Consider the following 24,574-nt stretch of genomic DNA (forward strand, 5'->3'; position numbering starts at 1 on the left):
GGCTATAGCCAAGCGGTAAGGCACCGGACTTTGACTCCGTCACTCGCAGGTTCGAATCCTGCTAGCCCAGCCATTTTTTAAGGCAGCATAGCCAAGTGGTAAGGCAGAGGTCTGCAAAACCTCCATCCCCGGTTCAAATCCGGGTGTTGCCTCCAAACCAAAATTATTTGCGGGTGTAGTTTAGTGGTAAAACCTCAGCCTTCCAAGCTGATGATGAGGGTTCGATTCCCTTCACCCGCTCCAACAAATATGGGCCTATAGCTCAGCTGGTTAGAGCGCACGCCTGATAAGCGTGAGGTCGATGGTTCGAGTCCATTTAGGCCCACCATTATACATACCATTATCAAACTAATTCCAATAGGGATTAGTTTCTTTTATTTATGAGAAACTTTTTGAAATTAGTACAGCTATCCTAACTTTCATTTATTTTAACTTCTAAATCTTTCACTCTCTTTTCAAGTTTCTTAATTTTATCATCTGAAAATAATGCAAAAGAGAACGCACCAGCTGCTAATGAAAAAGCTAATATTACAAAAACATCCAAAATAGTTCCTCCTATCTTCCCTTCAATTTTTATTAACCTGCCGGTTAGCTTAAAAACCACACTATTATCTTAACATAAAATCCCAATTATTCTTTGTGTTATTTACATTAGTTGGATATTCTATCTTAGCATTTTCGTAATCAAAAACAGGTGAATTGCCTTTTTGTGAACTATTTGTGAACCGTTATTCTTGCCAGAGCACCATTCGGTGAAGGAAACCCTTGATACTACAGTGTTTTAGCCAAAATCGCAACCTTTTTGCCTTTGAGTGAATATGAAGAAAGTGTGATTCACTTCACTTTTATGAAAACCCTTCTCAACTATGATGTAAGTAACAAAGTAAAGGAGCTGATGGAAGGTGGATACACGAAAAGTGGACCAAAGCAGTTCAAAAGAACAAAACTCACTAAAGGGTACGTTCTTTTCAGTTACAGTTGTAGGGCTTGGGATCTTTGTTACGTATTTAATCTTGTACGGCCTGTATATGGCCAGAATATAGGGGGGATAAACAATGATGCATCGTTCTGAAAAGGTATGGCTTATTTTGAGCTTTGGAATGATTATTGGATTCATGTTAATCGCGGGCTATCAGGCATTCGCTTTTGAAATGGGGCCGCCAAGCTATGGAGAGCGAATTGATCCTCAGAAAGTGGATGAAACAGCACCGTTCGATAAGCCAGGAATTAAGAAAATTGGCGATAATGAGTATGAAGTAGTTATGACTCTTCAAGTGTTCAGTTTTACTCCGAGTGAGATAGAAGTGCCTGCTGGATCAACAGTTCATTTTACATTGACGTCAAAAGATGTCGTTCACGGGTTCCAGGTTGCTGAAACTAACTTAAATGCTATGGTTGTGCCTGGTTATGTACAAAAAATAACTCAGAAATTTGATAAGCCAGGTGAATATTTGGTTCTTTGCAATGAGTACTGCGGTGCGGGTCATCAAATGATGAGCACAACCATTACAGTGAAATAAAGGGGGGATAGACAGTGGAAACAGTTATTAAACAATCAGGAAAAACACAAGTTTTTAAGGATAAAGCAAATAAAGTTATGGGGATTAGCCTCGAGGATGGAAAATTAACGAAATCATATTTATCTGTTGCTTTCTTGGCCATCCTTCTGGGCGGAATACTCGGACTGGTGCAAGGCCTGAACCGGGCTGGAATGCTCGAATTGCCGGCATGGCTGAATTATTATCAGGTTCTGACAGCTCATGGTCTTCTGCTGGTAGTCGTATTGTCAGCGTTCTTCACAATTGGATACTTCTATGCTGGGTTATCCCATACACTGGGCGGCCTGCTTCCTAAGGTCAGAAAGATGGCATGGATAGGCTTCTGGATGAAGATTCTCGGATTTGTCCTAGCGGTAATCCCGATTTTAATGAATGAAGCATCTGTTATGTATACTTTCTATCCGCCAATGGCTGCTTCACCTATTTTCTATATCGGCTTAGTATTTATCGTATTGGGTGTATGGATGTGTGCCTTTGGTGCCTTTATCAATGTGGCCAGCTGGAGAAAGAGAAATCCCGGCAAGCATATCCCGATTCTTTCTTTCTTTGCAACCGGCGTTTTTGTTCTCTTATTCTTCGGAAGCATACCTGTAGCAATCGAGGTTTTTACTATAATTCCTTGGGCTTTTGGATGGGTTGAGACAATAAATGTTATGGTTGCACGCACTCTGTTCTGGGCGTTCGGCCATACGCTGGTTAACATCTGGTATTTAACGGCAGTCTCAGCCTGGTATGTCATCGTGCCGAAAGTTATTGGCGGCCGAAGATGGAATGATTTATTAACAAGAATTGTGGTTATAGCACTAGTAATTATGAATATTACCGGAGGCTTCCACCATCAAATTATTGACCCGGGTATCTCTGAACCTGTGAAATATATGCACGTGTTTATGAGTTTGGCCATTGGCTTCCCTTCATTAATGACTGCTTATGCAATGTTTGCAGTCTTTGAACGCACAGCGAGAAGGAAAGGCGGAAAAGGCATTGTTGGATGGTATAAGAAGCTCCCTTGGGGAGACGTCAGATTCCTTGCACCATTTATCGCAATGGCTGCTTTTATCCCTGCTGGGGCGGGCGGTATTGCTCAAACTACAAACCAATTGAACCAAGTAGTCCATAACACGATGTGGGTCGTTGGCCATTTCCACTTAACACTTGGCATGTCAGTAGTTATGACGTTCTTCGGCTTAAGCTATTGGCTCATTCCTTATGTATCTAAAAGAGTGCTTACACCGCAGATCAACAAACTTGGGGTTATTCAAACGATTATATGGACGGTCGGTATGATCATCATGTCTGGTGCGATGCACTGGGTCGGTCTGCTGGGATCTCCGAGAAGAACTTCTTATTCAACTTACTTTGACAATGCAACTGCCCTAAGCTGGGATCCATACCTGTTTTTCCTGGCGATTGGAGGAACACTTCTGATGATCGGGGTGTTAATGCAGGTATACGCAGTATTCTACCTCATGTTCTTTGCACCAAAAGGAAACACAGAGTTCCCTATTGCAGAAGTTGAAGAGGATGAAGCACCAACACCTAGATGGACAGAACGCTGGGGATTGTGGGTTGTGTGTATGATTGTCCTTGTCGGCATGGCATATGTCATTCCATTGGTCGATTTCATGGTCAATGCGCCTCCAGGTTCACCTCCATTTAAAACCTGGTAAGGTATGAGAGATAGCTCGGCTGCTGGGCTGTCTCTTTCTTTTAAAAGGAAGTGATGAAACATGTTTCCAAAAAATAGAACAGCTTTATCAAGCTTGCTTGTACTGATGTTTGGCATAGTCCTATTTTATATTGGCACAGATGGGTTTCAGGCTTTTACTGCTGAAACAGCCAGGGTTAATCAGTTAATGGATGAAAAGCCTCAGTTCCCCGATGTAACGCTTGAAGACAATAATGGAAGGACCTACTCTTTCTCGGAATTTGAAGGGAAGTATGTTTTTATTACTTTCTTATATACTTCATGCGGTACGGTTTGCCCTGAGCTTGAGGTTAATATGTCTGAAGTATATAAACGGATTCCGGAAGAGTATATTGGCCATGACATTCAATTCCTTAGTATCAGTTTTGATCCGGAGAGGGATGATCCGAAAACATTGGATACTTACCGTAAGGCTTTCGGCAGTGACGGAGAAACGTGGAGAATGGCAAGGATCCCGGATAAGAAAGAGCTTGAATCTTTGCTGGACCGGTTTGGCGTCATTGTCATACCGGATGAATACGGCAACTTTGCCCATAACTCGGCTTTTTATCTGGTGAACCCAAAAGGACAGTTAATTGAAGTCATGGACTACACATTGATTGAAGAAGCGGCTGATCGGGTAACGGAGATTCTGCTCAGCGGGAGGGAAGAATGATGAAGTCACCAGTTTACGGATTGCTTCTGCTTCTTGCGTTGATGCTCCCGCCTGTATCTAATTTGCTGGAGTCCATTATGATTACCCATATGCATATGCAAATGCCCCTGCTGGTGATCTCTGGATTATTTATGGCGAAGTTCTTTCAGAATCGTTTTCCGGAGTTTTTCTCAAAATGGAATGAAAACGGAGTGCCGGGTCTATTGCTGTTTTCAATCATTATGGTGTATTGGTCTCTGCCAAGGACGATGGATGAAGCTTTGACGCTTACCAGTGTAGAAGTATTTAAATATATCTCATTGCCATTTTTGGCTGGGGTGCCATTGCGGGACAGCTGGCCAAAGCTAAGTTCATTTTGGAAGCATGCTCTCATTATCTTTTTTACTATTCTTTTTCTAGCTCTTGGATGGCTATATATCTGGTCTCCTGTGCAGCTTTGCAATAACTATTTGGTTATCGAGCAGATTACGCTCGGCTGGGGGTTCATCTCAACCGCGTTTGCGATGGTTGTTTACTTGATTTATAGCTATTTTATGGATTTTTCAAAATATGAGTAAAAGAAGGACTGCTGCCGTCTTGGGAGCAGTTCTTGCATTTTCTGACTGATTTGCCTTCTGTTAATGAGCCGTAAGTAAAATAGATGGAATGATCGCAGCAAACCGTAAATAAAAATGAAAAGGAGTGAGTAATTAGGGAGGGGAAGAAATGGCGGATCCAATTGTCGCTAGATCACTGGACGAAATTAAATTTTGGTCCAGGATTATGAAAGAACATGCCTTATTTTTAAGTTTGGGTTTTACATATGAGCAGAAACAACTAATTACCGAAGCACAGCAGTTTATTGCATTGTTTGAAAGAATAGAGGAAAAGCTGGCTAGGTTTAATGTAAATTCGGAACTTGGCCAGGTGCAAGCTTTTAATAACGAGGTTTATCAGGCTGCTGCCGCAATCTGGAGTTATAAAAGAAAGGTATTGGGTCTGACATTAAGATGCGAAATCCGTTCAAATAATTACCCATTATTGATTGACCATATCAGCAGAGAAGCAGCTTATTTTGCTAATCGATTAAAAGAGCTTAATTCAGGGGTACTTGCTCCAAAACCTGAAGCCATTATAGAGGAGAATGTATTTTTCCTGAAGATCATGGCAGATCATGCTAAATTTATCGGTCATTTATTAGACCCTTCCGAAAGAAAGCTGGTTGAACAGGCCAGAGAGTTCAGCCATGATTTCGATCAATTGCTATTCCAGGCTGTGGACCTGGAATCTATGCAGCCGCAATCAGAAACGAAACCGATTCTGAGCCAATTCTTAAACCAGAATAAACTATCAGTTGCTTCATTAAGGGATTTTAAGAAAACTGCCAGAGAATTAATAGAGGCATGCCGGATCAAAAGCAATATTCATCCTCTTCTGGCTGACCATACCTTTAGGGAAGCAGAGCGGTTTTTGGAAATAATCGATATGTTTGAGGCGAATCTTAAGAGGGCTTAGATTTGATTAGAAGGCTGTTTAAATTCTGTTTCGTTCTTTAACGTATTAAGATGCCAGCCTTTTACGGGCTGGCTTGATTTTTCATTGGTGCAACTTAATTGCACTTTGCTTATTTATTTAATAAAAGACAAAAAGATTGCTCTAGACCCACCCGAATGCCGCTTGGTAATATAATCAAGGGTAATGTAGGAGGCTGGGGCATGGAAGAAGAAAAGTATCGAAACCTTAAGTTGGGTGAGCGTGCTGCGGTTATTAGTATTGCAGCTTATATATGTCTTTCTGTACTAAAATTAACAATTGGATATGTGAGTGATTCTGCTGCTTTGAAAGCGGATGGATTGAATAATACCACGGATATTATTGCTTCAATTGCAGTGCTTATAGGTCTTAGGATTTCCCAGCGTCCTCCGGATAAAAATCATGGGTATGGCCATTGGAAGAGTGAAACCATTGCTTCTATGGTAGCTTCCTTTATTATGGCCGCTGTAGGTCTTCAAGTCCTGCTGAATGCTGTTTCATCCATGTTTGAAGGTGTTAATGAATCTCCCGATGTTTTTGCGGCATATACGGGAGTTTTTTCTGGAGCGGCAATGTACTTTGTGTACCGCTACAACAGGAAATTAGCGATAAAAATTAACAGCAAGGCCGTAATGGCAGCGGCAAAGGATAATATTTCAGATGCCTGGGTGAGTTTAGGCACAGCCATCGGGATATTTGGGTCACAGCTGAACATGCCATGGCTTGATCCGTTAACAGCCATTATTGTCGGGCTTTTAATATGCAAAACGGCTTGGGATATTTTTATACAAGCTTCCCATGAGCTTTCAGATGGATTTGATGAAAAAAAGATTAAAGAATATCAGGATGTCATCAAAAAAGTAAACGGGGTTAAAGGAATAAAAGATATTAAAGGTAGAAACTACGGCAATAATGAGGTGATCGATGTGGTCATCTTGGTTAATTCCACACTTGATATTAAGGAAGCCCATGATATTGCGACACATGTGGAAAAAGTGATGATGCATGATCATGGTGTTTATGATGTTCATGTCCATGTTGAGCCAAATTGAAAAGAAATGCGTCTCATGATGAGGCGCATTTCTTTTTTTTAGCTGAACACTTTATCTAATTCCCTAAACTGATCATAGGCATTGACCAGATGTTCAGGTACTATCTTTCTTCCGTAATCCCAGGAGTTTTTTTCTATTTCAGCCATGAGCTGTTCTTTCTCGTCATCTTCTCCATACATAAGCGTTCTGATGTCGTGTTTGTTTTTTTTGAAATCAAGGTAATAGCCGATTTCATGGTAAAGCATTAATTTTACCAGGTTCTCATCCGTCTCTTTTATTTTAAAATTGATTTTGGCTATATAGCCGTTCACTTTCAGATAGTTAAACTTGATTGTATTCGTTGATACGTTGTAGCTCATGGGTGAAGCGAGTGTATTGCTGAACTCGTAATTTATATTGAGGCGTTGTTCATTTAATGTATGTAAAATAATTTTTTCAATATCCCATATATACAGCACTTTCCTTATCACAGTCCTTTCAGAGTTTTCTTGCCTTGATTATACAAGGCGATAAGTCACGGTAACAGTGTTTTCAGCTACAATAGGTCCATTTGGGCAGAAACTGTAAATTATGAAAAAATGAGACTGAGGCAAAAGAAGGAGAGAAAATGGGGAAATCTGAAACTTCGCTGTTGCTTGATCCGTAGATATGGGTATTGACCAATTCTGATGGGGTGAAAAATTGGATAATAAAAAAGCAACAGTTGTTTCTGTTTCGATGATGAAGCTGCAGATTTATTTGTTTTTTGCAACGATGGCGCTTATATTTGGGGTCTACATTCTACATGCTGTGATCTATGGCGGCGGGGAAATGACTATTGATCTTATGGGTATGCTATTATTTTTAGCTGGCATGGTCGTTATCGTTATTTTGCATGAAGCCATCCATTTGGCGGGTTTTCACTATATTGGCGGTGTTCCATGGAAGGAAATGTCCTGGGGAGTCAACTTGAAAATGGGTATAGCTTATGCACATGCCAAACAGCCTGTGACGGTTCAGCAAATGAAAAAGGTTTTAATGCTGCCATTCATTCCGACTGGCTTATTGCCGCTTATTCTGGGGGTGGTGCTTAACACGCCTGGATTATCGGTCCTGGGAGCGATATTGACAGTTGGTTGTATGGGAGATCTTGTTTTGTATCAAAAGCTATTAAAATTTCCGAATGATGCTCTTGTCATTGACCATCCGACGAAACCGCAATTTACGGTATATGAATAGCGGTTATACTAGCTTTTATATTTGCTGTCCCATCTAATAAATAGCTGCGTGAAATAGAAAGCAGCAAGGGCCGCCAGTGCTGATATAAGGAGGTTTCTCATGGAATCAAGCCCATAGAGCCGGATCCCGGTTAATTTAGAAGCTGTGGTGCATAATCTCCAGTTTTCATAAACGATTGCTGACTTATGAAAAATTGGAAAGAAGACACCGAACAGCATGAGGAAATAAATATATTTTTTCATTATCCAATTCCTTTCTTTCTGAATCTAATAGAAGATATGAGGGAAATCCTGCTATTAGTATCAAATGGACAAGAAAAAAGGACAGTCGCGTGAGGCTGTCCTTTTTAGTCTATTCTCTTTATCCGACCATCAATTGCAGAACTAAACGGCTGTGGGAGCTGCTTGATATATTTCTCCAGTGCATCAATATCCATTGGTCCAGTCACTCTATTTATACCACTTCGAAATACAGTGAAAATATCTCCGCCATCAGCGAGATAGGTATTTACGGCAACTGAATATTTCCTATCCGGATCAAGCTTTGTTCCATCGGGCAGATAGATTTCTTGAATTTTACTGCCGGCAGGCTGTCTGTCATCCCAGCTGTATGTGAAGCCGGAGATCTGAAGAATTCTGGCAGTGTCAGGCTGCCATTGCTGATTGAGGGCATCACGGATTTGGCTGCCTGTCAGGTTCATTTTAACCAATTGATTACTGAAGGGAAGCACGACATATAAGTTTCCCCATGTAATACGGCCGGCGTCAATGTCTGCGCGGATTCCTCCTGGATTGATGAAAGCGAAATCTGTTTTCATCGCTGCCCGCTCGGAATCGGCAATAAGATTGCCCAAGGCGGACTCCCCGCTTCTGTTACGGGCAGCTGTGATAGGTATAGCAGCAGTGCCAATATATCTGTTCACAGCATGCTCTACTTTCCTTTCATAGTGATTGATCATTCTGGTTATGTCGCTGGCAGGCTGGATATTCTCTTGAAAAACATTCACAATTTCCGCGTGCTTGCGGACAATATCCTTTGTCCTGGGATTTATTTCGATATCCACATCAGAAAAGGCAGTGCCATATGAATAGGCCTGCACCAGCAGCTTCCCATTCACCACACTGTTCAGATAAGCATGACTGTGGCCTCCGAACATAATATCCACTTCGTCATCCACTTGATGGGCCAATTCTATTAGCTGGCCCATGGCTAGTTCTCCATTTGGTTTTGATTTGCCGGGAACATGGGCCAGTACCACAATGGCTCTTACTCCCTGTTTTTTTAGTTCCCGGGTATATGTATTGATTGCTTCTGCTTCATCCGTGAACGTAAGACCCTTCACATTATTTGGCGCGGATAACCTTGGTGTTTCTTGCATAATCACACCAATAAACCCTATTGGGACCCCGCTGACATTTAATATCTTATATGGGGGGAGAATGTGCTTGCCTGACTTCTGACTGATAACATTGGCTGCAATCCATGGAAAGCGGGAGCCAGGGTAACTCTTTGCAGCGGAAGGTTTTCCGCCATTTAGTAAGCGAAGCAGTTCATCTAAGCCCCTGTCGAATTCATGATTACCGATGGTGCCAATATCAAACCCCATTTTATTCAAAAATTCAATAGTCGGTTCATCCTGCAGGAGGGCAGATACAGGAGGACTGGCTCCTATCATGTCTCCAGTATGAAGGAGGATGGTATTTTCATTTTCTGCGGCACGCTTGCGTAAATACGCGGCGAGATAATCCGCGCGTCCTGCTGGTCTGGCGTTAACCTGCCGGGTGACATTCAGCTGACCATGGAAATCATTTATTCCAAGCAGCTGAACTTTCATGTATGGCCCTTCTGAGCGATCTTCAATATGGCCATGATAATCCTCAGAGAGGCCCTGCTGATCCCATTGTTCTTTATCCTCCGGCTGGGCACTGTTTAGAGGCAATCCCCAGAAGCCTAATAATATTAGGGAGATAAGTATTTTCATCAATCTTCCTCCTGCATTAGTGGCAGGGATAGTATTTGCAGGATCTGCGGGATTTAATCAGCAGGAACAGTTTATCCTTTTTTTAAAAGGGTAAGTTCATAATAAGAAACATAATACTGCCAAAGGAGATGACAACAGTGAAATATAAGAAGCTTTTGCTTTCAGTCCCATTGGGTGCAGGATTATTGTTGGCAGGGTGCGGAACAGATGAACAGGAGCCGCCGCCGGAGACGGAAGATGTAGAATTGGAAGATAATCAAATGGAAGAAAACAATAATGAAGATAATGAAATGCAGGATCCAGACACATCAGAGGATTCTGATATGGAGGAACCCGGTATGAATGAAGAATCTCCTCAGGATGAAGAGAATATGGATGAAAGTGATATGGATATGAACGATGGGGGTTCTGAAGAGAACTAATTAGGATACACATCTATATCATGTGGAAAACGTCTGCTAATGGCAGGCGTTTTTTCATTTTCAGCACTTTGGCTGCTGTTTTACTGGATATAATGTAATTATCCAAGTTTGTGAGGGGAGAGTAACATGAACATTGATTCCATAAGGTTCACCGATTCTCCTGTCCATCATCAATTTCCGCCTTTATATGAGAACCTGGGGCTTCCTGAAGTTTCTTCCTTTATTGAGCAGAAATATGAATTTGATATTACAGTAGGAAAAACAAAAAGGAAGACCTATGGAACCATTCGAAAGTATAAGGAAAGTGGGCAGTACAAGGTGCAGCTTACCGAAAAAATGACCGGATTCGGGCCAAAAAGGCTTGAAAAGCTGGAGCGGCTGCTGCTGGAGGAGGTTAAAGAACGGTTTATAAGCAATATAGAAACAGAAACGAAAGCACGAAAAGTATATCACATGCATTTCGGACGCAACGACAGGGATAAATAGGGACAGTTTAACTGTCCCATATGGCTTACTTGGTGTTGTCTCTTTGGGATTTTAAAGCGATTCTTTCAAGGCCGTTTTCTCTGTCACCCGCAAATTGTGTATCTTTTGGAAGTGCATTATTCCTATGATCTGATTGGCTTTTCTTATTCTTTGCCATGATTTTCACCTCCTTTTACAGCTAATAAAAGTATCTGCGCTTTTAGTTTGCATTCTTTTTATGAGGCTATGCTTTAAGTTTTTCGGGCTGTCAAAACATTTATATTAGGCCATCGGATGAACCGGAAATTTCAATCAAACGTTTGATTGAATTGCAATATACAGCAAAAGAGTGCGCATTCGCACTCTTTTCATTACGTTAGCTGACCGGCAGCATGATCCGAATGATTGTGCCGTTTTGCGGCTCACTTTGGACATTGATGCTGCCGCCGTGAAGCTGGACCAGCTGCTTGGCGATGGCCATGCCCAATCCGGTTCCGCTTCCGGTTTCACCAGTGTGGGTTCCTCTATAGTAGCGGCTGAAGAGTTTTCCGAGCGTTATGCTGTCCATGCCGGTGCCATCATCTTCAATCTTCACGACAAGTAAGTGTTCCTCTATAGAAGAGAGGGTAACCGTAATGGCTGTGCCTGCCAGGTTATATTTGATCGCGTTGGCAAGGATGTTATCCAGGATGCGCTGAAACCATTTGGCATCAATGGGAGCTGTAATGGATTCAGGATGCGGAATGAAATTGAATGTTTTATCCTGGTTGACGGGATCATTAATGTATTGAATGATGATCCGGCGAATAAATTCGTTAATATTGGTCGGCACCTTGGCAATTGGCAGCGCACGGTTTCTGAGCCTGTAGGTTAAGGTCAGGTCCTCCAGAAGGTCCATCATGTAATCCGACTTTTCAGACATAATGCCTGAGAATTCCCTTGTTTCCTTTTCAGACCAGGAGTAGTCAGGGGATGCAAGCATTTGAGCATATCCCGAGATAGAGGATAGCGGCGTTTTTAAATCATGGGAAAGGCCGCTGATCCATTCTTCTCTGGTCTGGGCCATAATACGCTGCTGCTTCTCGGTTTCCTTAAGCGTTTCAGTCAGCTGGGCTAAAGTGGCAATCAGTTCTTTATACAAGCGGAATTTTCTTTTCAGTTTCCCTTTTTTGGTTCGTGTTGCCGGCCTGCCATGAACATCGCCAGGCTCCTGATAAACACCATTCCCCAGATTTTGAATCCATTTCATTAAGGTCAGCAGGGGCACACCGAACTTACGTGCATACCAGAGTGTTCCGCCCAGAAGCAAGAGGAATGCCATAATAAAAATGATTATGAGACTCTTGTTTAGAGACTCAAACAAGCTTTTTTCCAGGGTGGAGCTCTTTTCATCAGCAGGAACTCCCACCAGGATTGCCTGTGCTGTGTCTGGATCAAAGTGTAACGCTGTGGAACTTCTTTCCGTATCTTGTTTTGCCAATAGCTCCTTGACTGAATAATGGTTCTGCTGATTTCGGACTCCAAAATCATCCGCTACTTTTCCATCTGCGCCGATAAGCTGGACCCATCCGTTTCTCTTTGCAAGTTCATTCTGTACCTTTTCAGGAAGGTTTAGCTTCTTAAGGTTCCAGTCAACCGCTGGAGATATCTGTTCCAGCAGTTTAGCTGCCATCTGAATTCTTCCGAAAAGAACAAAATGAGATTCATCGCCAATTTTCCAGTATGTATATTGGGATAAGTCACTGTCTCTTCCATAGATCATGGCAGCAATTTCACTTTCCTTTAATGTTACAGGCGGATTTCCCGGCACATTAAAATGACCCAGGACTTCTCCGTTCTCATTGATAGCGAGGAGCCATCCCTTCTGTTCCTTTGCGAGAATTTTCAATTCCTCTTTAAAAACAGCTTTCCCGTCTTTAAAGGTCACATGATCAGACACGAAATAATCTTCAGCATTGGCGAGATCCTGTTTGGATTCAAAATCCATCATGGAAAAACCAAGAAAAGCCCAAAAAGCAATCAAAATGATAAAGAAGAGCACAAAAACGGTAATTAATTGACCAAAAAATTGAAAAATGAATCGTCTATGGATGTTCATGAATACTGCCTTCCGGAACGAATTTATAGCCAAGTCCCCTTATGGTGATGATGTGACTGGGATTGCTTGGGTTGATTTCGATCTTCTCCCGCAGCTTTCGAATGTGCACCATGACTGTGTTGTCCTCTCCGAAGCCTTCTTCTCCCCACACATGCTCGTATAACTGACTTTTACTGAATAGCTGATTGGGATGTTTACTCAGAAAAAGAAGCAGCTGGTAGACTTGTGCCGGCAGATCGATTTTCTTTCCTGAAACAGTAACTTCCCCTGCTAATGTATTAATCTTAATTCTGCCAAAATCGAAATTTGTCTGCACGGAGGCAGGCTGGCTGCCTTTATGGCGGCGCAAATGTGCTTTGATCCTTGCTGCCACTTCAAGCGGATTGAAGGGCTTCGTTATATAATCATCCGCTCCTAGGGCAAAACCTGAAAGTTTATCGAGGTCGGTTGATCGTGCAGTCAGAAAGAAGATGGGAGCATCCGTTGTTTCTCTGATTAATGGGCAAACCTCAAAACCGGTGCGGTCCGGCAGCATGACATCCAATAGAATGAGATCGTAGGATTTGGCACGGCAAAGCTCCAGTGCTTCAGCAGCGGTAGAGGCAGTATCGATATTTTTAAACTGTTCACGCTGCAAAATAGTGGCCAGCATCTGCAGAATGGCTTGCTCATCATCTACAAGCAGTAATTTTGAATTTTGCATCACTATTCTCCTAATCTAATATGTTCAACACTTATCTTATCATTCAACTTCCAAAAATATAGGAATTAAGGAAAAATTAAGGTAGTATTTCAGATAGGTTAAGCTTCAGCATTTATACTTTAGTCATATCAGGCTGAAGGGAGCAAGGATTCATGTTTATGATGTGCAAGAGAGAGTTTATAAGCCTTTTTAAAAGTTTTAAATCGATTATTATAATCGCTATACTATTTGCAGTTTCGTATTATGCGGCGAAATTTTCCAGTTTCATAGCATCAGGTGCGGATTTGACTGCAGGAGAGACCGAGGATATCCACACAATTGGCCTTTTAACTGTCATTTTGCTTCTTGGCCAATTATTTGTATTCGGTTTATCACACGACACAATAAACAGAGAGGTCCACGAACGTACCATGAGGTTTCTTGTGACCAGGGTGTCACGATCAGCTATAGTATACGGGAAATTCCTCGGAATATGGATGTTCTGGTTTGTCTGCATTACAGTGTCCTTTTTGCTTATCAGTATTTTTTCAAGGAAGTTCGATCTGTTCATCTTTTCTCAGACGCTGAGTCTGGTGACGTATCAGGCGGCTTTGGCTTTGCTGTTGTCCGTTCTCATTCCAAGGCCGGGGTATACCATGTTCCTGGGCAATATTCTTGGGCTTTTGCTGCCGGCGTTTGGCTTTTGGGCTGCTTTTACACCAAACGGCTGGGTGAATTGGATGAAGTACTTTGTTCCTTTCTACTATTTGGAGCGGGATGATTTTACATTTCTAGTCATATTGGGATTGGCTGGTATGATGATGCTGGCTGCAAATGCTGTTTTTAAAAGGAGGGAGTGCTGATGAATGCCATCGAAGCGAAACAGCTCTCAAAATCCTATGGTGCCCAACAGGTGGTCCTGGGAATAGACTTAACCGTAAGAAAAGGAGAGATATTTGGATTTCTGGGGCGTAACGGTGCAGGAAAGTCCACCTTTATTAATATGCTGACAGGCATCATTTCTCCGAGCAGCGGAACGTATTCACTCCTCGGGATAGAAGGTCCTGATACCAAAATGATGAAAAGAGTGGGGGTTATGCCGGATTATTCATCTTTCTATGGGGCATGGACCGCTCTGGATCATTTGCGTTTTTTCTCTGAGCTATCGGGCGCCAGGGCTACGAAAGAAAAATGCATGGAGGTTCTGAGAAGTGTGGATCTCTTATCTCATGCCAATAAGAAAGCAGGCAAATTCTCCTTTGGCATGAAAAAGAAACTCGGGATTGCTCAAGCGATTATACATGATCCTGAGCTGGTTTTTCTCGACGAGCCTACATCGGGTATGGATGCAGAATCCGCCATTCTCATACACCGGCTCATTAAAGAGCTTCAAAAGCAGGGAAAGACAATCTTCATGACATCTCATAACCTGGATGAAGTGGAGAAGATTTGCTCAAGGATTGCCATCATGCGGGATGGAATCATTGATAAGATTGGAACGATGGAAGAGCTGCGGGCATTTTACCGTTCAACCATAACGGTCAAGATAAAACACTCCAATGCGCCAATGCAGGAACGGGCAAAGCTGAAGCAGTGGCTTGAGTCAGCTGGCAGTCTGCTTGAACACGGGGACGCTTATACAGTGATCACGATCAGCGATGAGAAAAAGATTGCTGAAATGATAAGGGCATTCACACAATGCAAGGCGGATGTTCTGAGGGTGGAAATTGAAGAGCCTTCTCTGGAAGAAATCTTTTTAAATGAATAATATATGGAAAACAGATAGGAGATTTATATGCTCGTAAATATAAAGGAGCCTCAAAACCGGATATCGCCAAGGGCTATCCGGGTATGGATCATCTCTGAGGTGATCCAGAATATCATCGGATTTGCTGTTCTGGGAGTTTTGTTTTATCTGGATGATTTATTCTCATGGAAGGAATGGATCGGCTGGGTTCTAATTATCTTATTAATTGTCTCGATCCCAGCTGCAATTTGGTCTTTTATATCACCGTTTATTAAGTATAAAAGCTGGCGCTATGATGTGGATGAAGAATATGTACAGATGAAGTCAGGGGTATGGCAGGAAAAGCATCTGCTGATTCCCATGACAAAAGTACAATCGGTTGAAACCGTACAGGGTCCCATTATGAGGAAATACGGGCTATATTCAGTGACTATGGGGACAATGGGTTCCTCTCACACGATTCCGGCTCTGCCGGAAGGTGAGGCGGCCTCATTAAGAAATCAGATAGCCAAATATGCCAAAATAAAGGAAGAAGACGAATGAAGCAAGCCAGAAGATATCATCCGCTTCATATGTTATTTGGAGTTATTCAATTACTGAGAAATGCAACATTTATCGCCCTGTTTTTATTTGTGATGAAAGCCGATTCACAATTCTTTTTAATTGTATGGGGACGCAATCTTTTTCTTCCGTTTCTTGCCTTGGCTGGAATATCAATTTTCTTAAAATGGCTTTCAAATAAGTATACGGTTGACGATGCAGAAATTCATTTATCTAAAGGAGTTTTTGTCCGTTCTAAGCAGACTGTGCCATTTTCTAAAGTTCAGAATACCCATAGGCATACGTCCATTCTTCACCGGTTATTTGGTGTCACATCTCTTACACTTGAAACAGGAATGGAGGGTATTGATTCTGCAGTTGAGTTCAAAGTGATTTCTTTAAAGGGAGCTGCCTGGCTGGAGGAGAAGGTTTCAGCGGAAACAGAAGCAGAAATGCCGGATATGAGCGGAAGAACACTGCATTTCACACCTGAAAAAAAAGATCTTATAAAAGCATCATATACTTCGCTGAGTTTCCTTGTGCTGCTGTCACTGATTGCTTCCATTTATACAAAAGCATCAGAATTTATCGATTTGGAAGAAAGAGGACTGGACTTTTTAAAAGTGCATTTTTCATCATGGCAGGTGCAGGCTTCTGCACTCATCTTTTTTCTGCTTTTATCAGTACTGGCAGGTTTTCTGCGCACGTATATAAAGTATGGAAAATATGAAATCTTATCTGATGAAAAACGGATTTATATCCGCAAGGGTTTCTTGGAAGAAACCTCTTTCTCCATTTCAAAAGACCGGGTTCAGGCCATCGAAATTAAGCAAAATGCTATGAAACGTTTGGCTGGAGTGGCTGAAGTTAAGCTGGCGGCGGCAGGTGATGTTATGGAGGGAGAGGAGAAGGAAGGTGTAAATTCACTATTTCCTTTTCTGCCTGTGGATCGGGCCTATAAGTTAGCAGAGGAGATTTTGCCGGCTTATGAGGTTTCACAGTCCATGGTTCCGCTTCCGAAAAACGCCTTATGGGCAAGCCTATTATCGCCAAGCTGGCTATGGATCATCTCGACAGCAGCCCTTTCTTATTTTAAGCCTGAGTTTATGGGGTTTGGGGATACCTGGATAGCGGCTTCTGTCATTTTAATCATTCTGGTTGTGTTTGCAAGGACAGCTGGATATGCAAATGCACGGTACTTAATCAATGGCTCTTTTATCCAATTTAAGACCGGGATTATTGGTACACGGGTCTTTATCTCCAAACGCAGTAAAATCATTGAGGCAGAAGTAACGGCAACACGCTGGCAAAAAATGTTTGGTCTGGCCTCTATACAGACTGTAAACCGAGGGAAGCCTGTTCAGCATGCCGGCATAGAAAATGTACCGGCGGAATGGGCTTCATTCTTCCATACCTGGTATAAGAGCCGGATAGATGAAGTGAAAATTAAATAGTTTTTTCCATAAAATTGAAACCTCTGGGATTAGCTTTCGTATGTAATAAATAAAAGATAATTATGGAGGTTTCCTTTTGAAGATGGTTTGGATCAGTACGGGAGTCATTCTAATGTTAGCAGCAGCTGTTTTAGCTGGGTTCATGTATCTCAAGAGTAAGAGCAGCGGGGATCCTGAGTCGGTAATTGATTATGTGCAAGAACACAAAGGAACAGAAAATATGGCTATGGTTATTCGCCATAACGATGAGGATTGGGTTAGCATCAATAAGGACATGCCGCTGCCTTTGGCAAGTACGGTTAAAATCATAGTGGCAATCGAATACGCGCGCCAGGCAGCAGAGGGAAAAATAGACCCGCAGCAAAAAGTCGATTTAAAAACACTGGAAAACTATTATGTTCCTAATACAGATGGCGGAGCCCACGAGGCTTGGATTAATAGCCTTACAGATGATGCGGAAAATGTGCCATTGAGCGAAGTGGCTAATGGGATGATCGCCTATAGTTCAAATGCCAATACCGATTACCTGTTAAAAGTTCTGGGGATTGAAAATGTGAATAAGCTCTCTGATGATCTGCAGCTTTCCAGTCATGAAGAGGTGTATCCGATTGTCAGTGCCCTGTTTATTCCGATGGAACTTATGGAGGATAAGGGTTTGTCAAAAGAGGAAGCACTTAAGGAATTGAAGAGCATGAGTCTTGAAGAGTATCGAAAGAGAGGTAGAAAAATTCATCAAAAATGGGAAAGCAACCCGCCGCAAGAACAGGATAAGGAGGAAGTGCTGAAGGTTCTGGATATGGAATTTCAAAAGGTATGGTCTGACAGGCTTCCGCGTGCTTCTGCTGGTGACTATGCAGAGCTTATGAAGCTATTAAACAGCAAAAGCTATTTTTCCAAGGAAGTCCATTCTTATTTGGATCCCGGGATGGAACAGCTGATGAAAAACCCGAGAAACCAGGAGTGGCTTCAGCATGCAGGGCAAAAGAGCGGCTCAACAGCCTTTGTTTTTACCATCAGCATGTATGCAGCCGATAAAGAGGGCAATCGTACAGAAATGGCTTTCCTGGCAAATGATTTGAGCGATAGGGAAATTAAAGAGCTTTCAAGGAATATGAACAGTTTTCAGCTTGAATTTATGACAAACAGCGAATTCCGGGACTCTGTAAAAGAGAAACTGCATTAAAAGTATAGAAGAAGCATTCGTATATAAGGGCGGATGTTTTTTTGCCTAGCAAAATCTCCTGAAATAGCAGATTAATAAAAGATAAGTTAAAGGGTGGAGAGTATGGCGCGAATCTTATACATAGAAGATGAAAGTGATATTGGCAGCTGGCTGAAAAATGATTTAGGGGAAAGAGGCCATGAGGTGATCTGGCTGCAGTCCGGGGAAGGGATGGAAGGCTATCTTTCTGAAGCGGATATGGCAATTTTGGATGTGATGCTTCCCGGGCTTGACGGGTTTTCGCTTGGGAAGCGGATTAAGAAAATAAAGAATGACATGCCGGTACTTATGCTTTCTGCAAGGACGGCGGTGGAGGATAAGCTGGAGGGCCTGAGCTTTGCGGATGATTACTTGACAAAGCCTTTCCAGCCGGATGAGCTTGCTGCGAGGATTGAAGTATTGTTAAGGCGATTTCAAAAGAATGATCAGGTGCTGGAGCTTCACCACCTGCAGGTACATACAAAGGATATGCGGATTATCGACCAGGAGGCAGACCGTGAAATTCAATTGACAGGCAAGCAGTATCAGCTCTTTCAGTTCTTTATTCGCCATCTGAATCAGATACTGACAAAAGAACAGCTCTATGAAGGCATCTGGGGAGAACAATACATGGAGGGCGATAAAACCCTGATGGTTCATATCCGCTACCTTCGTGAAAAGCTTGAGAAGAATCCATCGCGTCCGGAAATCATTGAGACCATCCGCGGAATCGGCTACAGGGTGAAGATATGAAAAAATTTTTTCAATCGCTGCAGTCGAGGTATATGGCGATTATTCTGGTTGCCTTATTTCTGTTTCAGGCAGCTTATTTACTTGTGGCATTGCTGGTTATGGGTCTCGAGGAAGACATTTTAGGAGGGCAGGGCAATAAATACGAACCAAAGCAGATTGAAGAAAAATGGCATGCTGATGCAGCAGAACTCGAGAACGCCTCAAGGGAATCCGTTAGCAGTCTATTTGCTGAATGGAAAAAGACGTATTCTGATGCTTCGATGTTTTGGGTAGATGAAATGGGAAATCTGATGGAGCAGCGGGATGTGAAGTCGAATCTTCCTGTTCAGTGGACGCCTGCCTTTACAGCGAAGTTTATTAAGGAGAGGTATGGCGGTGATCCTTATACAGTCATTAGCTTTATTGGCGGGGATGAGAAAAATGGTTTTATCGTTCTTGAGATACCGCGTAATTTGTTTCTTCCTCCGATGGTCCAGGTTGCAGATAAATACGGAATCTTCCTGGGAGCAGGCCTGCTTTTGATCATTTCTCTGTTTATCATCGTCTCCTTTTTATTTTTCCGGGGCATTCGCAAAAGGCTGCTCCATCTCCAGGAGGCAATGGAAAGACGGGATATGGACAGCCTGCCAATCGGTATCGATGTGCAAAAGAATGATGAAATCGGCCAGCTGGAACAGACGTTTAATGAGATGGTCGAGGAGCTTAAAGAAAGCAAGCGGCGCGAGCAGGAGGAAGAGCAGCTGCGGAGGGAGCTGATTGCGAATCTGTCACATGATCTGCGTACGCCTTTGACGAAGATCAATGCGCAAACCTATTCTATCGCAAAAGAAGATCTGTCTCCTGAAGGGAAGCAGGCTGTCAAAGCACTGGAAACCTCAATCATCAAAATTGATAGACTAATAGAAAATTTAATGAGCTACACGCTTTTAATGGCGAGCAAGCATAAGCAGGAGCTGATCGAGCTGGATGCGGTCCGGTTTGTTCGTGAAAATATGGCGTCCTGGTATCCTGTCTTTGAGAAGGAAGGCTTTGAAGTGAACATCGAGTTAGAGCCATTTGAGAAGAAATGGCAGGCCGATCCAATGTGGCTGGGCCGTATTTTTGATAACATTCTGCAAAATGTGCTGCGGCATGCGAAGGATGGGCTTTACCTTGAAGTGGCGACATTATCCACCGAAGATTGCGATGCCATTGTTTTTATTGATCATGGTAAAGGGCTGAAAAACAGTTCCAATGAAAAGGGAGCGGGGATTGGCTTATCGATAGTGGATATGATGGTAAAGGGTATGAAGCTTGAGTGGGAGATTGAGTCCGGTGACAGTGGTACAGTAATTAAAATCATTAGAAAACATTAGGAGCAGCCTCAGGAGGTGCTCCTTTTTTGCTTCATTTTCCATAAGATAAACACTTGATAGATGCCAAAAAGAACAGCCAGTGTAACCAGGACAACCCAGCCATAGGTGTGCGGAATAAGGAAATATACGAGTAAGCAGGCAATCAGGAATACCGCGTACCCAATGTTAAACAGTTTTTTAAACGTCATTATGTTTACTCCTCTCTGCTGTATTAGACGCATAGCAGAGGGGAAAAGTGTCATTTTTTAAACAAATTTTAAACTTCCCTCCACCTTTGTTTTAACCTTCGCCGGATAAGATGGAATTTGAGGTGAGAGGAATGGAGTATGTCGTAAGAACAGAAAATTTATCAAAGCACTTTGGTCAGGAGAAAGCAGTATCAGGACTGGAAATGAAAATACCAAAAGGTGAGATTTACGGATTTCTGGGACCGAACGGGGCAGGGAAAACGACTACAATCCGGATGCTGTTGGGACTCATGAAGCCTACTTCCGGCAGAATTGAAATCTTCCAAAATGATTTAAAGAAAGAAAGATTAAATATATTGAGACGTGTGGGCTCGCTTGTGGAGTCACCATCCTATTATCCGCATTTAACGGCAAAAGAAAATCTGGAAGCCATGAGAAAAATAGTGGGTGTACCGAAACAGAGAATCGATGAAGTGCTGGAAATTGTCCGGCTGACAGCTGCCGGGGATAAAAAAGTAAAGGGCTTCTCGCTTGGGATGAAGCAGAGGCTTGGGATTGCTGCTTCACTGTTGAATAACCCCGAACTGCTGATTTTGGATGAGCCGACAAACGGTTTGGATCCTTCAGGAATTATTGAGATTCGCAATTTAATTAAAAGCCTGCCATCTGAATGCGGAATGACCGTGCTGATCTCCAGCCATCTATTATCGGAGATTGACCAGATGGCGACAACAGTTGGGATTGTGACAAAAGGAAAAATGATATTTCAGGACTCTATTGAAACGATGCGCATGTTTGCACAGCAGTCCGTTCTATTAAAGGTCAGCGAGAGTGATAAAGCCTGGCGTGCCCTGCTTGGAAGGGGATTGAAGGCAAGTTTGGATAATGGCATCATTTCGCTGCCCCAGCAGTCGGATGAAAAAGTGGCTGAAGCCGTACGCGGACTTGTGGCAGACGGATTTTCCGTTTACCGGGTAGAAGAAGAAAAGCGGTCATTGGAAGACATATTCCTGCAAATGACAAGGGAGGAGCAGGCCGGATGATGGGGAAATTGCTGTCAGCCGAATTTATGAAAATCAAGCGGAAAGGAATCTGGTTCCTGACCATCCTGGGTCCTATTGGGGTAGTAGCCATGCAGATGGTCAATTATGGAGTGCGCAAGGAGTATTTGTTCGGTCAGAATGATGACCGCTGGGGATATTATTTGGACAATATTCATTCATTCACACCGCTGGCGATTGTGCTGGGCATCGTCATCCTGACGTCTTTTATGTCGAGCATTGAAAATGAAACGAATGCCTGGAAACAGCTGATGGCACTGCCTGTTTCGAAAATGAGCGTGTATTTATCAAAATTCACGGTGCTGTCAGTTCTGCTTTTGATTTCTTCTGTGCTTTTGCTGCTGTTCACGCTTGCTTTTGGAACCTCTTTGGATTTGGGCGGTGAGATTCCGTATGCCGGACTGCTGAAATATAGTTTTTATCCTTTTTTTGCGGCATTGCCTGTTTTGGCGCTGCAGCTTTGGGTAGCGACCGTGAGTGTGAACCAGGGTGTGCCAATCACTCTGGGCATTCTGGGTGTGATCTTGACCTATGCCGGCTATGCTTTACCGGATTGGCTGATCTGGAAATGGCCGCTGCTGCTGAACGACTGGGAGGAACCTCTCATCAACGTCCTGCTTGGTGCCGGAGCAGGCATATTATTATACGCAGCAGGAATGATTGATTTTGTGAGAAGGGATGTGAAATAATGCTTACTATTTTGAAATCGGAATGGTTTAAACTGCGCAAATCAAACATGATCGGCATCCTATTAGTGGGTCCACTGATTGGTCTTGGTGCGGGGATTGGGACAGATACAGCTGAAGCAGCGGGGATGATGAATGAATGGTATATGCTTCTGATCTATATGAATTTGCCTTATGCGGTTTTCTTTTTACCGTTAGTGACGGGAGTCCTGGCAAGCCTTGTCTGCAGGTATGAGCATCAGGCCGGGGGCTGGAAGCAGCTGCTGGCACTGCCAGTCACAAGAGGGAAAGTATTTGCTGCTAAGTATGTTCTGATCCTGTTATTGGTATTGTTTATCCAGTTATTTTATTTGGCCGCTATTGCAGGAGCAGGATTATATAAAGGCGTAGCTGATCCTTTTCCGGCGGAGATTGTCTGGAAGAGCATACTTGGAGGCTGGGTCGCAGCGTTCCCATTAGTCGCACTGCAGCTGTGGATGTCTGTCTGGTTCAAAAGCTTTGCGGCGCCTTTTGCAGTCAATGTCGTTTTTACGCTGCCATCCATTCTGGCAATGAATTCAGAGAAAGTGGGTCCCTATTATCCGTGGGCACAGCCGTTTGCCATGATGTATCCCACATCCGATAGCGGTGACATTTTCTTTATTCCATGGGAGCAGCTTATGACTGTGATCGGGGGATTCTTTTTACTGTTTTATCTGGGCGGCTATTTTTATTTTCAGCGGAAGGCTGTGTAGGTAAGATACCAGGGGAGAAATCTCCTGGTTTTAAAAATACAGAAACAAAAAAAGGATCTCTTTCGTCTATAAAACGAGAGGGTTCTTTATAACTCCATAAGTATTTGCGGTACCCTCTGATACGAAGAAAATACACTCAATCATTACAAAGGAGTGCCTTCAAATGAAGAAGTGTTTTGCTTTGGTCGGAGCTATGCTCAGTCTTTTTATTATGGCAGGCTGTCAGAATTTCAAATCATCAGCAGACATGGCGGCAGTAAACTACCATTCTACTCAGGAGAGCGGCCTTGAAAAAAAGGCCATCCCCAGCATGACGAGGGAAGAGAAAGAACAGCTGTTAGCCTAGGCTAAGGTTTCATCCCAACAATATGATTACGAAAAAGCTATTACACTATTAAAGCAATCAGGTATTTCTGAAGATGAAGACATACAAAGGGCTTTAGATGCTTACGAAAAACAAAGGAATCATCTCGTCAAATGGCTAGACAACAGCAAGATTCCTCATTTATTTTTTCACTCATTGATTGTGGATGCATCCAAGGCATTTGATGGTGACAGTATGACTCAAGGTTATCAGGATTACATGGTAACCATTGATGAATGTAAAGAAATCTTAAACGAATTATACGAAAGAGGATACATCCTTGTTAATCTTGAGGATATTGCAAAACTCAATTCAGAGGGGGAAATGGTTTATCAGGATATTCTATTGCCTCCAGATAAAAAACCATTGGTGCTGTCGCAGGATGATGTCAGTTATTATGAGTACATGAGGGGAGACGGATTTCCCCAAAACTTAACGCTCGATACTAATGGAGATATCACAAATACTTATCTAAATGACAAAGGGGAATCCATTCAAGGGGCTTATGACCTGGTTCCCATCGTGGATGACTTTGTTGAACAGCACCCGGATTTTTCCTATAAGGGATCAAAAGGAATTATTGCATTAACCGGATATAACGGAGTATTAGGATATCGAACTTCTGAGACCACCTATGGCCCGAATAGTGAAAAGCATAATCCAAATATAAAAAAGGATCAGCAGCAGGCGAAAAAAGCAGCAAATGCAATGAAGCAAAAGGGGTGGACATTTGCGTCACATACGTGGGGACACCTTGATGCAGGGAAGGCATCTCCAGAACATTTAGAAAAAGATCTGCTTAAATGGAAAAGAGAGGTTGAACCGATCACAGGACCTGTAAACACCATAATATTCGCGTTTGGCAGTGACATTGGAGACTGGCACCAGTATTCAGGTGATAAATATGATTTATTGAAAAGCCTGGGTTTTGCATATTATGCCAATGTTGATGCATCAAACACCTACTGGTCTCAGATAGGACCGGATTACTTCCGGCAAGCACGCATAAATGTAGACGGGATTCGTATGCGTGCAGCGTTAACTGGACAAAGTGATGTTTTAAAAGATTTTTTTGATGTTAAACGAGTTTTTGATCCGTCCCGGCCGGGTGCGAATAAGCTTTTGCAATGAAGAACATG

General features: G+C 42.7%; 30 protein-coding genes and 3 tRNA genes. 25 read left to right on the forward strand and 8 right to left on the reverse strand.

From position 1 onward, the window contains the following. Window positions 1–81 precede the first annotated feature (81 nt). From ACTHRG_RS12505 to ACTHRG_RS12515, 3 genes are all read left to right on the forward strand, one after another. A tRNA-Cys gene (locus ACTHRG_RS12505) sits at window positions 82–155 on the forward strand. Window positions 156–169: 14 nt separating this feature from the next. Further along, a tRNA-Gly gene (locus ACTHRG_RS12510) sits at window positions 170–243 on the forward strand. An 8-nt stretch (window positions 244–251) separates the two neighbouring features. Then, window positions 252–328, forward strand: a tRNA-Ile gene (locus ACTHRG_RS12515). A gap of 84 nt (window positions 329–412) precedes the next feature. Here the strand turns inward: ACTHRG_RS12515 and ACTHRG_RS12520 are convergent. Beyond that, window positions 413–544, reverse strand: a complete 132-nt coding sequence (locus tag ACTHRG_RS12520) for a hypothetical protein (RefSeq protein ID WP_286149085.1) — start codon at window positions 542–544, stop codon at window positions 413–415. A 358-nt stretch (window positions 545–902) separates the two neighbouring features. Here ACTHRG_RS12520 and ACTHRG_RS12525 point away from each other — a divergent pair, with 358 nt between their 5' ends. The 7 genes from ACTHRG_RS12525 to ACTHRG_RS12555 all read left to right on the forward strand — a co-directional run bounded on the left by ACTHRG_RS12525 (window position 903) and on the right by ACTHRG_RS12555 (window position 6,486). After that, window positions 903–1,043 carry a cytochrome c oxidase subunit 2A gene (locus ACTHRG_RS12525; RefSeq protein WP_139325654.1) on the forward strand — a complete coding sequence of 47 codons (141 nt, stop codon included), beginning with the start codon at window positions 903–905 and terminating at the stop codon, window positions 1,041–1,043. A gap of 12 nt (window positions 1,044–1,055) precedes the next feature. Further along, window positions 1,056–1,520 (forward strand): cytochrome c oxidase subunit II, encoded by a 465-nt coding sequence (locus ACTHRG_RS12530; RefSeq protein ID WP_076263118.1) that lies wholly within the window; start codon window positions 1,056–1,058, stop codon window positions 1,518–1,520. 14 nt (window positions 1,521–1,534) lie between these two features. Then, on the forward strand, window positions 1,535–3,229 hold the full coding sequence (locus ACTHRG_RS12535; protein ID WP_440231274.1) for a cbb3-type cytochrome c oxidase subunit I: 1,695 nt from the start codon (window positions 1,535–1,537) through the stop codon (window positions 3,227–3,229). A 60-nt stretch (window positions 3,230–3,289) separates the two neighbouring features. Then, window positions 3,290–3,922, forward strand: coding sequence for an SCO family protein (locus ACTHRG_RS12540; protein ID WP_076263114.1), 633 nt, complete (start codon window positions 3,290–3,292; stop codon window positions 3,920–3,922). Further along, the gene (locus ACTHRG_RS12545) at window positions 3,919–4,479 is read left to right on the forward strand and encodes a hypothetical protein (protein ID WP_076263111.1); all 561 of its coding nucleotides are present in this window, start codon (window positions 3,919–3,921) and stop codon (window positions 4,477–4,479) included. The genes ACTHRG_RS12540 and ACTHRG_RS12545 overlap by 4 nt, the downstream gene beginning before the upstream one ends. Window positions 4,480–4,627: 148 nt before the next feature. Next, a complete protein-coding gene (locus ACTHRG_RS12550; protein WP_076263109.1) occupies window positions 4,628–5,416 on the forward strand; it encodes a DUF2935 domain-containing protein in 789 nt (262 codons plus the stop codon). Between the two features lie 200 nt (window positions 5,417–5,616). Then, window positions 5,617–6,486: a cation diffusion facilitator family transporter gene (locus tag ACTHRG_RS12555; RefSeq protein ID WP_076263107.1), complete on the forward strand. Its 870-nt coding sequence runs from the start codon at window positions 5,617–5,619 to the stop codon at window positions 6,484–6,486. Window positions 6,487–6,524: 38 nt separating this feature from the next. On the opposite strand, the gene ACTHRG_RS12560 is transcribed toward ACTHRG_RS12555, so the two are convergent. After that, window positions 6,525–6,944 (reverse strand): hypothetical protein, encoded by a 420-nt coding sequence (locus ACTHRG_RS12560; protein ID WP_076263105.1) that lies wholly within the window; start codon window positions 6,942–6,944, stop codon window positions 6,525–6,527. A gap of 223 nt (window positions 6,945–7,167) precedes the next feature. Here ACTHRG_RS12560 and ACTHRG_RS12565 point away from each other — a divergent pair, with 223 nt between their 5' ends. Further along, window positions 7,168–7,704 (forward strand): DUF3267 domain-containing protein, encoded by a 537-nt coding sequence (locus tag ACTHRG_RS12565; protein WP_076263103.1) that lies wholly within the window; start codon window positions 7,168–7,170, stop codon window positions 7,702–7,704. 8 nt (window positions 7,705–7,712) lie between these two features. Here ACTHRG_RS12565 and ACTHRG_RS12570 read toward each other — a convergent pair whose 3' ends face one another. Together ACTHRG_RS12570 and ACTHRG_RS12575 are read right to left on the reverse strand one after the other, a co-directional pair. After that, on the reverse strand, window positions 7,713–7,946 hold the full coding sequence (locus tag ACTHRG_RS12570; RefSeq protein ID WP_076263101.1) for a hypothetical protein: 234 nt from the start codon (window positions 7,944–7,946) through the stop codon (window positions 7,713–7,715). Window positions 7,947–8,050: 104 nt separating this feature from the next. Next, a complete protein-coding gene (locus ACTHRG_RS12575) occupies window positions 8,051–9,685 on the reverse strand; it encodes a bifunctional metallophosphatase/5'-nucleotidase (RefSeq protein ID WP_076263099.1) in 1,635 nt (544 codons plus the stop codon). A gap of 128 nt (window positions 9,686–9,813) precedes the next feature. Between ACTHRG_RS12575 and ACTHRG_RS12580 the strand changes: the two genes are divergently transcribed. Next, window positions 9,814–10,107: a hypothetical protein gene (locus ACTHRG_RS12580; RefSeq protein WP_440231276.1), complete on the forward strand. Its 294-nt coding sequence runs from the start codon at window positions 9,814–9,816 to the stop codon at window positions 10,105–10,107. 126 nt (window positions 10,108–10,233) lie between these two features. Next, window positions 10,234–10,593, forward strand: coding sequence for a hypothetical protein (locus tag ACTHRG_RS12585; protein WP_076263094.1), 360 nt, complete (start codon window positions 10,234–10,236; stop codon window positions 10,591–10,593). Between the two features lie 25 nt (window positions 10,594–10,618). Here the strand turns inward: ACTHRG_RS12585 and ACTHRG_RS12590 are convergent, their stop codons facing one another. From ACTHRG_RS12590 to ACTHRG_RS12600, 3 genes are all read right to left on the reverse strand, one after another. After that, the gene (locus tag ACTHRG_RS12590) at window positions 10,619–10,750 is read right to left on the reverse strand and encodes a hypothetical protein (protein ID WP_286149083.1); all 132 of its coding nucleotides are present in this window, start codon (window positions 10,748–10,750) and stop codon (window positions 10,619–10,621) included. Between the two features lie 198 nt (window positions 10,751–10,948). Then, window positions 10,949–12,670: a sensor histidine kinase gene (locus tag ACTHRG_RS12595; protein WP_076263092.1), complete on the reverse strand. Its 1,722-nt coding sequence runs from the start codon at window positions 12,668–12,670 to the stop codon at window positions 10,949–10,951. Next, window positions 12,657–13,373: a response regulator transcription factor gene (locus ACTHRG_RS12600; RefSeq protein WP_076263090.1), complete on the reverse strand. Its 717-nt coding sequence runs from the start codon at window positions 13,371–13,373 to the stop codon at window positions 12,657–12,659. Before ACTHRG_RS12600 ends, ACTHRG_RS12595 begins: the two co-directional genes overlap by 14 nt. Before the next feature lie 152 nt (window positions 13,374–13,525). Between ACTHRG_RS12600 and ACTHRG_RS12605 the strand changes: the two genes are divergently transcribed. From ACTHRG_RS12605 to ACTHRG_RS12635, 7 genes are all read left to right on the forward strand, one after another. After that, window positions 13,526–14,215 carry an ABC transporter permease gene (locus ACTHRG_RS12605; protein WP_076263087.1) on the forward strand — a complete coding sequence of 230 codons (690 nt, stop codon included), beginning with the start codon at window positions 13,526–13,528 and terminating at the stop codon, window positions 14,213–14,215. Beyond that, a complete protein-coding gene (locus ACTHRG_RS12610) occupies window positions 14,215–15,120 on the forward strand; it encodes an ABC transporter ATP-binding protein (RefSeq protein ID WP_076263084.1) in 906 nt (301 codons plus the stop codon). Before ACTHRG_RS12605 ends, ACTHRG_RS12610 begins: the two co-directional genes overlap by 1 nt. A 27-nt stretch (window positions 15,121–15,147) precedes the next feature. Further along, on the forward strand, window positions 15,148–15,642 hold the full coding sequence (locus tag ACTHRG_RS12615; protein ID WP_076263082.1) for a PH domain-containing protein: 495 nt from the start codon (window positions 15,148–15,150) through the stop codon (window positions 15,640–15,642). After that, window positions 15,639–17,093, forward strand: coding sequence for a PH domain-containing protein (locus tag ACTHRG_RS12620; RefSeq protein WP_076263080.1), 1,455 nt, complete (start codon window positions 15,639–15,641; stop codon window positions 17,091–17,093). Before ACTHRG_RS12615 ends, ACTHRG_RS12620 begins: the two co-directional genes overlap by 4 nt. 82 nt (window positions 17,094–17,175) lie before the next feature. Further along, window positions 17,176–18,276 (forward strand): serine hydrolase, encoded by a 1,101-nt coding sequence (locus tag ACTHRG_RS12625; protein ID WP_076263120.1) that lies wholly within the window; start codon window positions 17,176–17,178, stop codon window positions 18,274–18,276. Between the two features lie 102 nt (window positions 18,277–18,378). Then, window positions 18,379–19,047: a response regulator transcription factor gene (locus ACTHRG_RS12630; RefSeq protein WP_076263077.1), complete on the forward strand. Its 669-nt coding sequence runs from the start codon at window positions 18,379–18,381 to the stop codon at window positions 19,045–19,047. Beyond that, window positions 19,044–20,402 (forward strand): sensor histidine kinase, encoded by a 1,359-nt coding sequence (locus ACTHRG_RS12635; protein WP_076263075.1) that lies wholly within the window; start codon window positions 19,044–19,046, stop codon window positions 20,400–20,402. Before ACTHRG_RS12630 ends, ACTHRG_RS12635 begins: the two co-directional genes overlap by 4 nt. A gap of 8 nt (window positions 20,403–20,410) precedes the next feature. Here the strand turns inward: ACTHRG_RS12635 and ACTHRG_RS12640 are convergent, their stop codons facing one another. After that, window positions 20,411–20,590, reverse strand: coding sequence for a hypothetical protein (locus ACTHRG_RS12640; RefSeq protein WP_076263073.1), 180 nt, complete (start codon window positions 20,588–20,590; stop codon window positions 20,411–20,413). A 131-nt stretch (window positions 20,591–20,721) separates the two neighbouring features. Between ACTHRG_RS12640 and ACTHRG_RS12645 the strand changes: the two genes are divergently transcribed. From ACTHRG_RS12645 to ACTHRG_RS12665, 5 genes are all read left to right on the forward strand, one after another. Next, window positions 20,722–21,633: an ABC transporter ATP-binding protein gene (locus ACTHRG_RS12645; protein WP_076263071.1), complete on the forward strand. Its 912-nt coding sequence runs from the start codon at window positions 20,722–20,724 to the stop codon at window positions 21,631–21,633. Further along, window positions 21,630–22,340, forward strand: a complete 711-nt coding sequence (locus tag ACTHRG_RS12650) for an ABC transporter permease (protein ID WP_076263068.1) — start codon at window positions 21,630–21,632, stop codon at window positions 22,338–22,340. The genes ACTHRG_RS12645 and ACTHRG_RS12650 overlap by 4 nt, the downstream gene beginning before the upstream one ends. Continuing rightward, window positions 22,340–23,071, forward strand: a complete 732-nt coding sequence (locus ACTHRG_RS12655) for an ABC transporter permease (protein WP_076263065.1) — start codon at window positions 22,340–22,342, stop codon at window positions 23,069–23,071. Before ACTHRG_RS12650 ends, ACTHRG_RS12655 begins: the two co-directional genes overlap by 1 nt. A 163-nt stretch (window positions 23,072–23,234) precedes the next feature. Continuing rightward, window positions 23,235–23,417 (forward strand): hypothetical protein, encoded by a 183-nt coding sequence (locus tag ACTHRG_RS12660; protein ID WP_440231279.1) that lies wholly within the window; start codon window positions 23,235–23,237, stop codon window positions 23,415–23,417. A 213-nt stretch (window positions 23,418–23,630) separates the two neighbouring features. Next, complete coding sequence (locus ACTHRG_RS12665; RefSeq protein WP_440231280.1) at window positions 23,631–24,566, forward strand: polysaccharide deacetylase family protein; 936 nt, start codon at window positions 23,631–23,633, stop codon at window positions 24,564–24,566. Window positions 24,567–24,574: the final 8 nt, after the last annotated feature.

It is taken from the genome of Cytobacillus sp. SAFR-174 (assembly GCF_051964675.1).
Lineage (GTDB): Bacteria > Bacillota > Bacilli > Bacillales > Cytobacillaceae > Cytobacillus.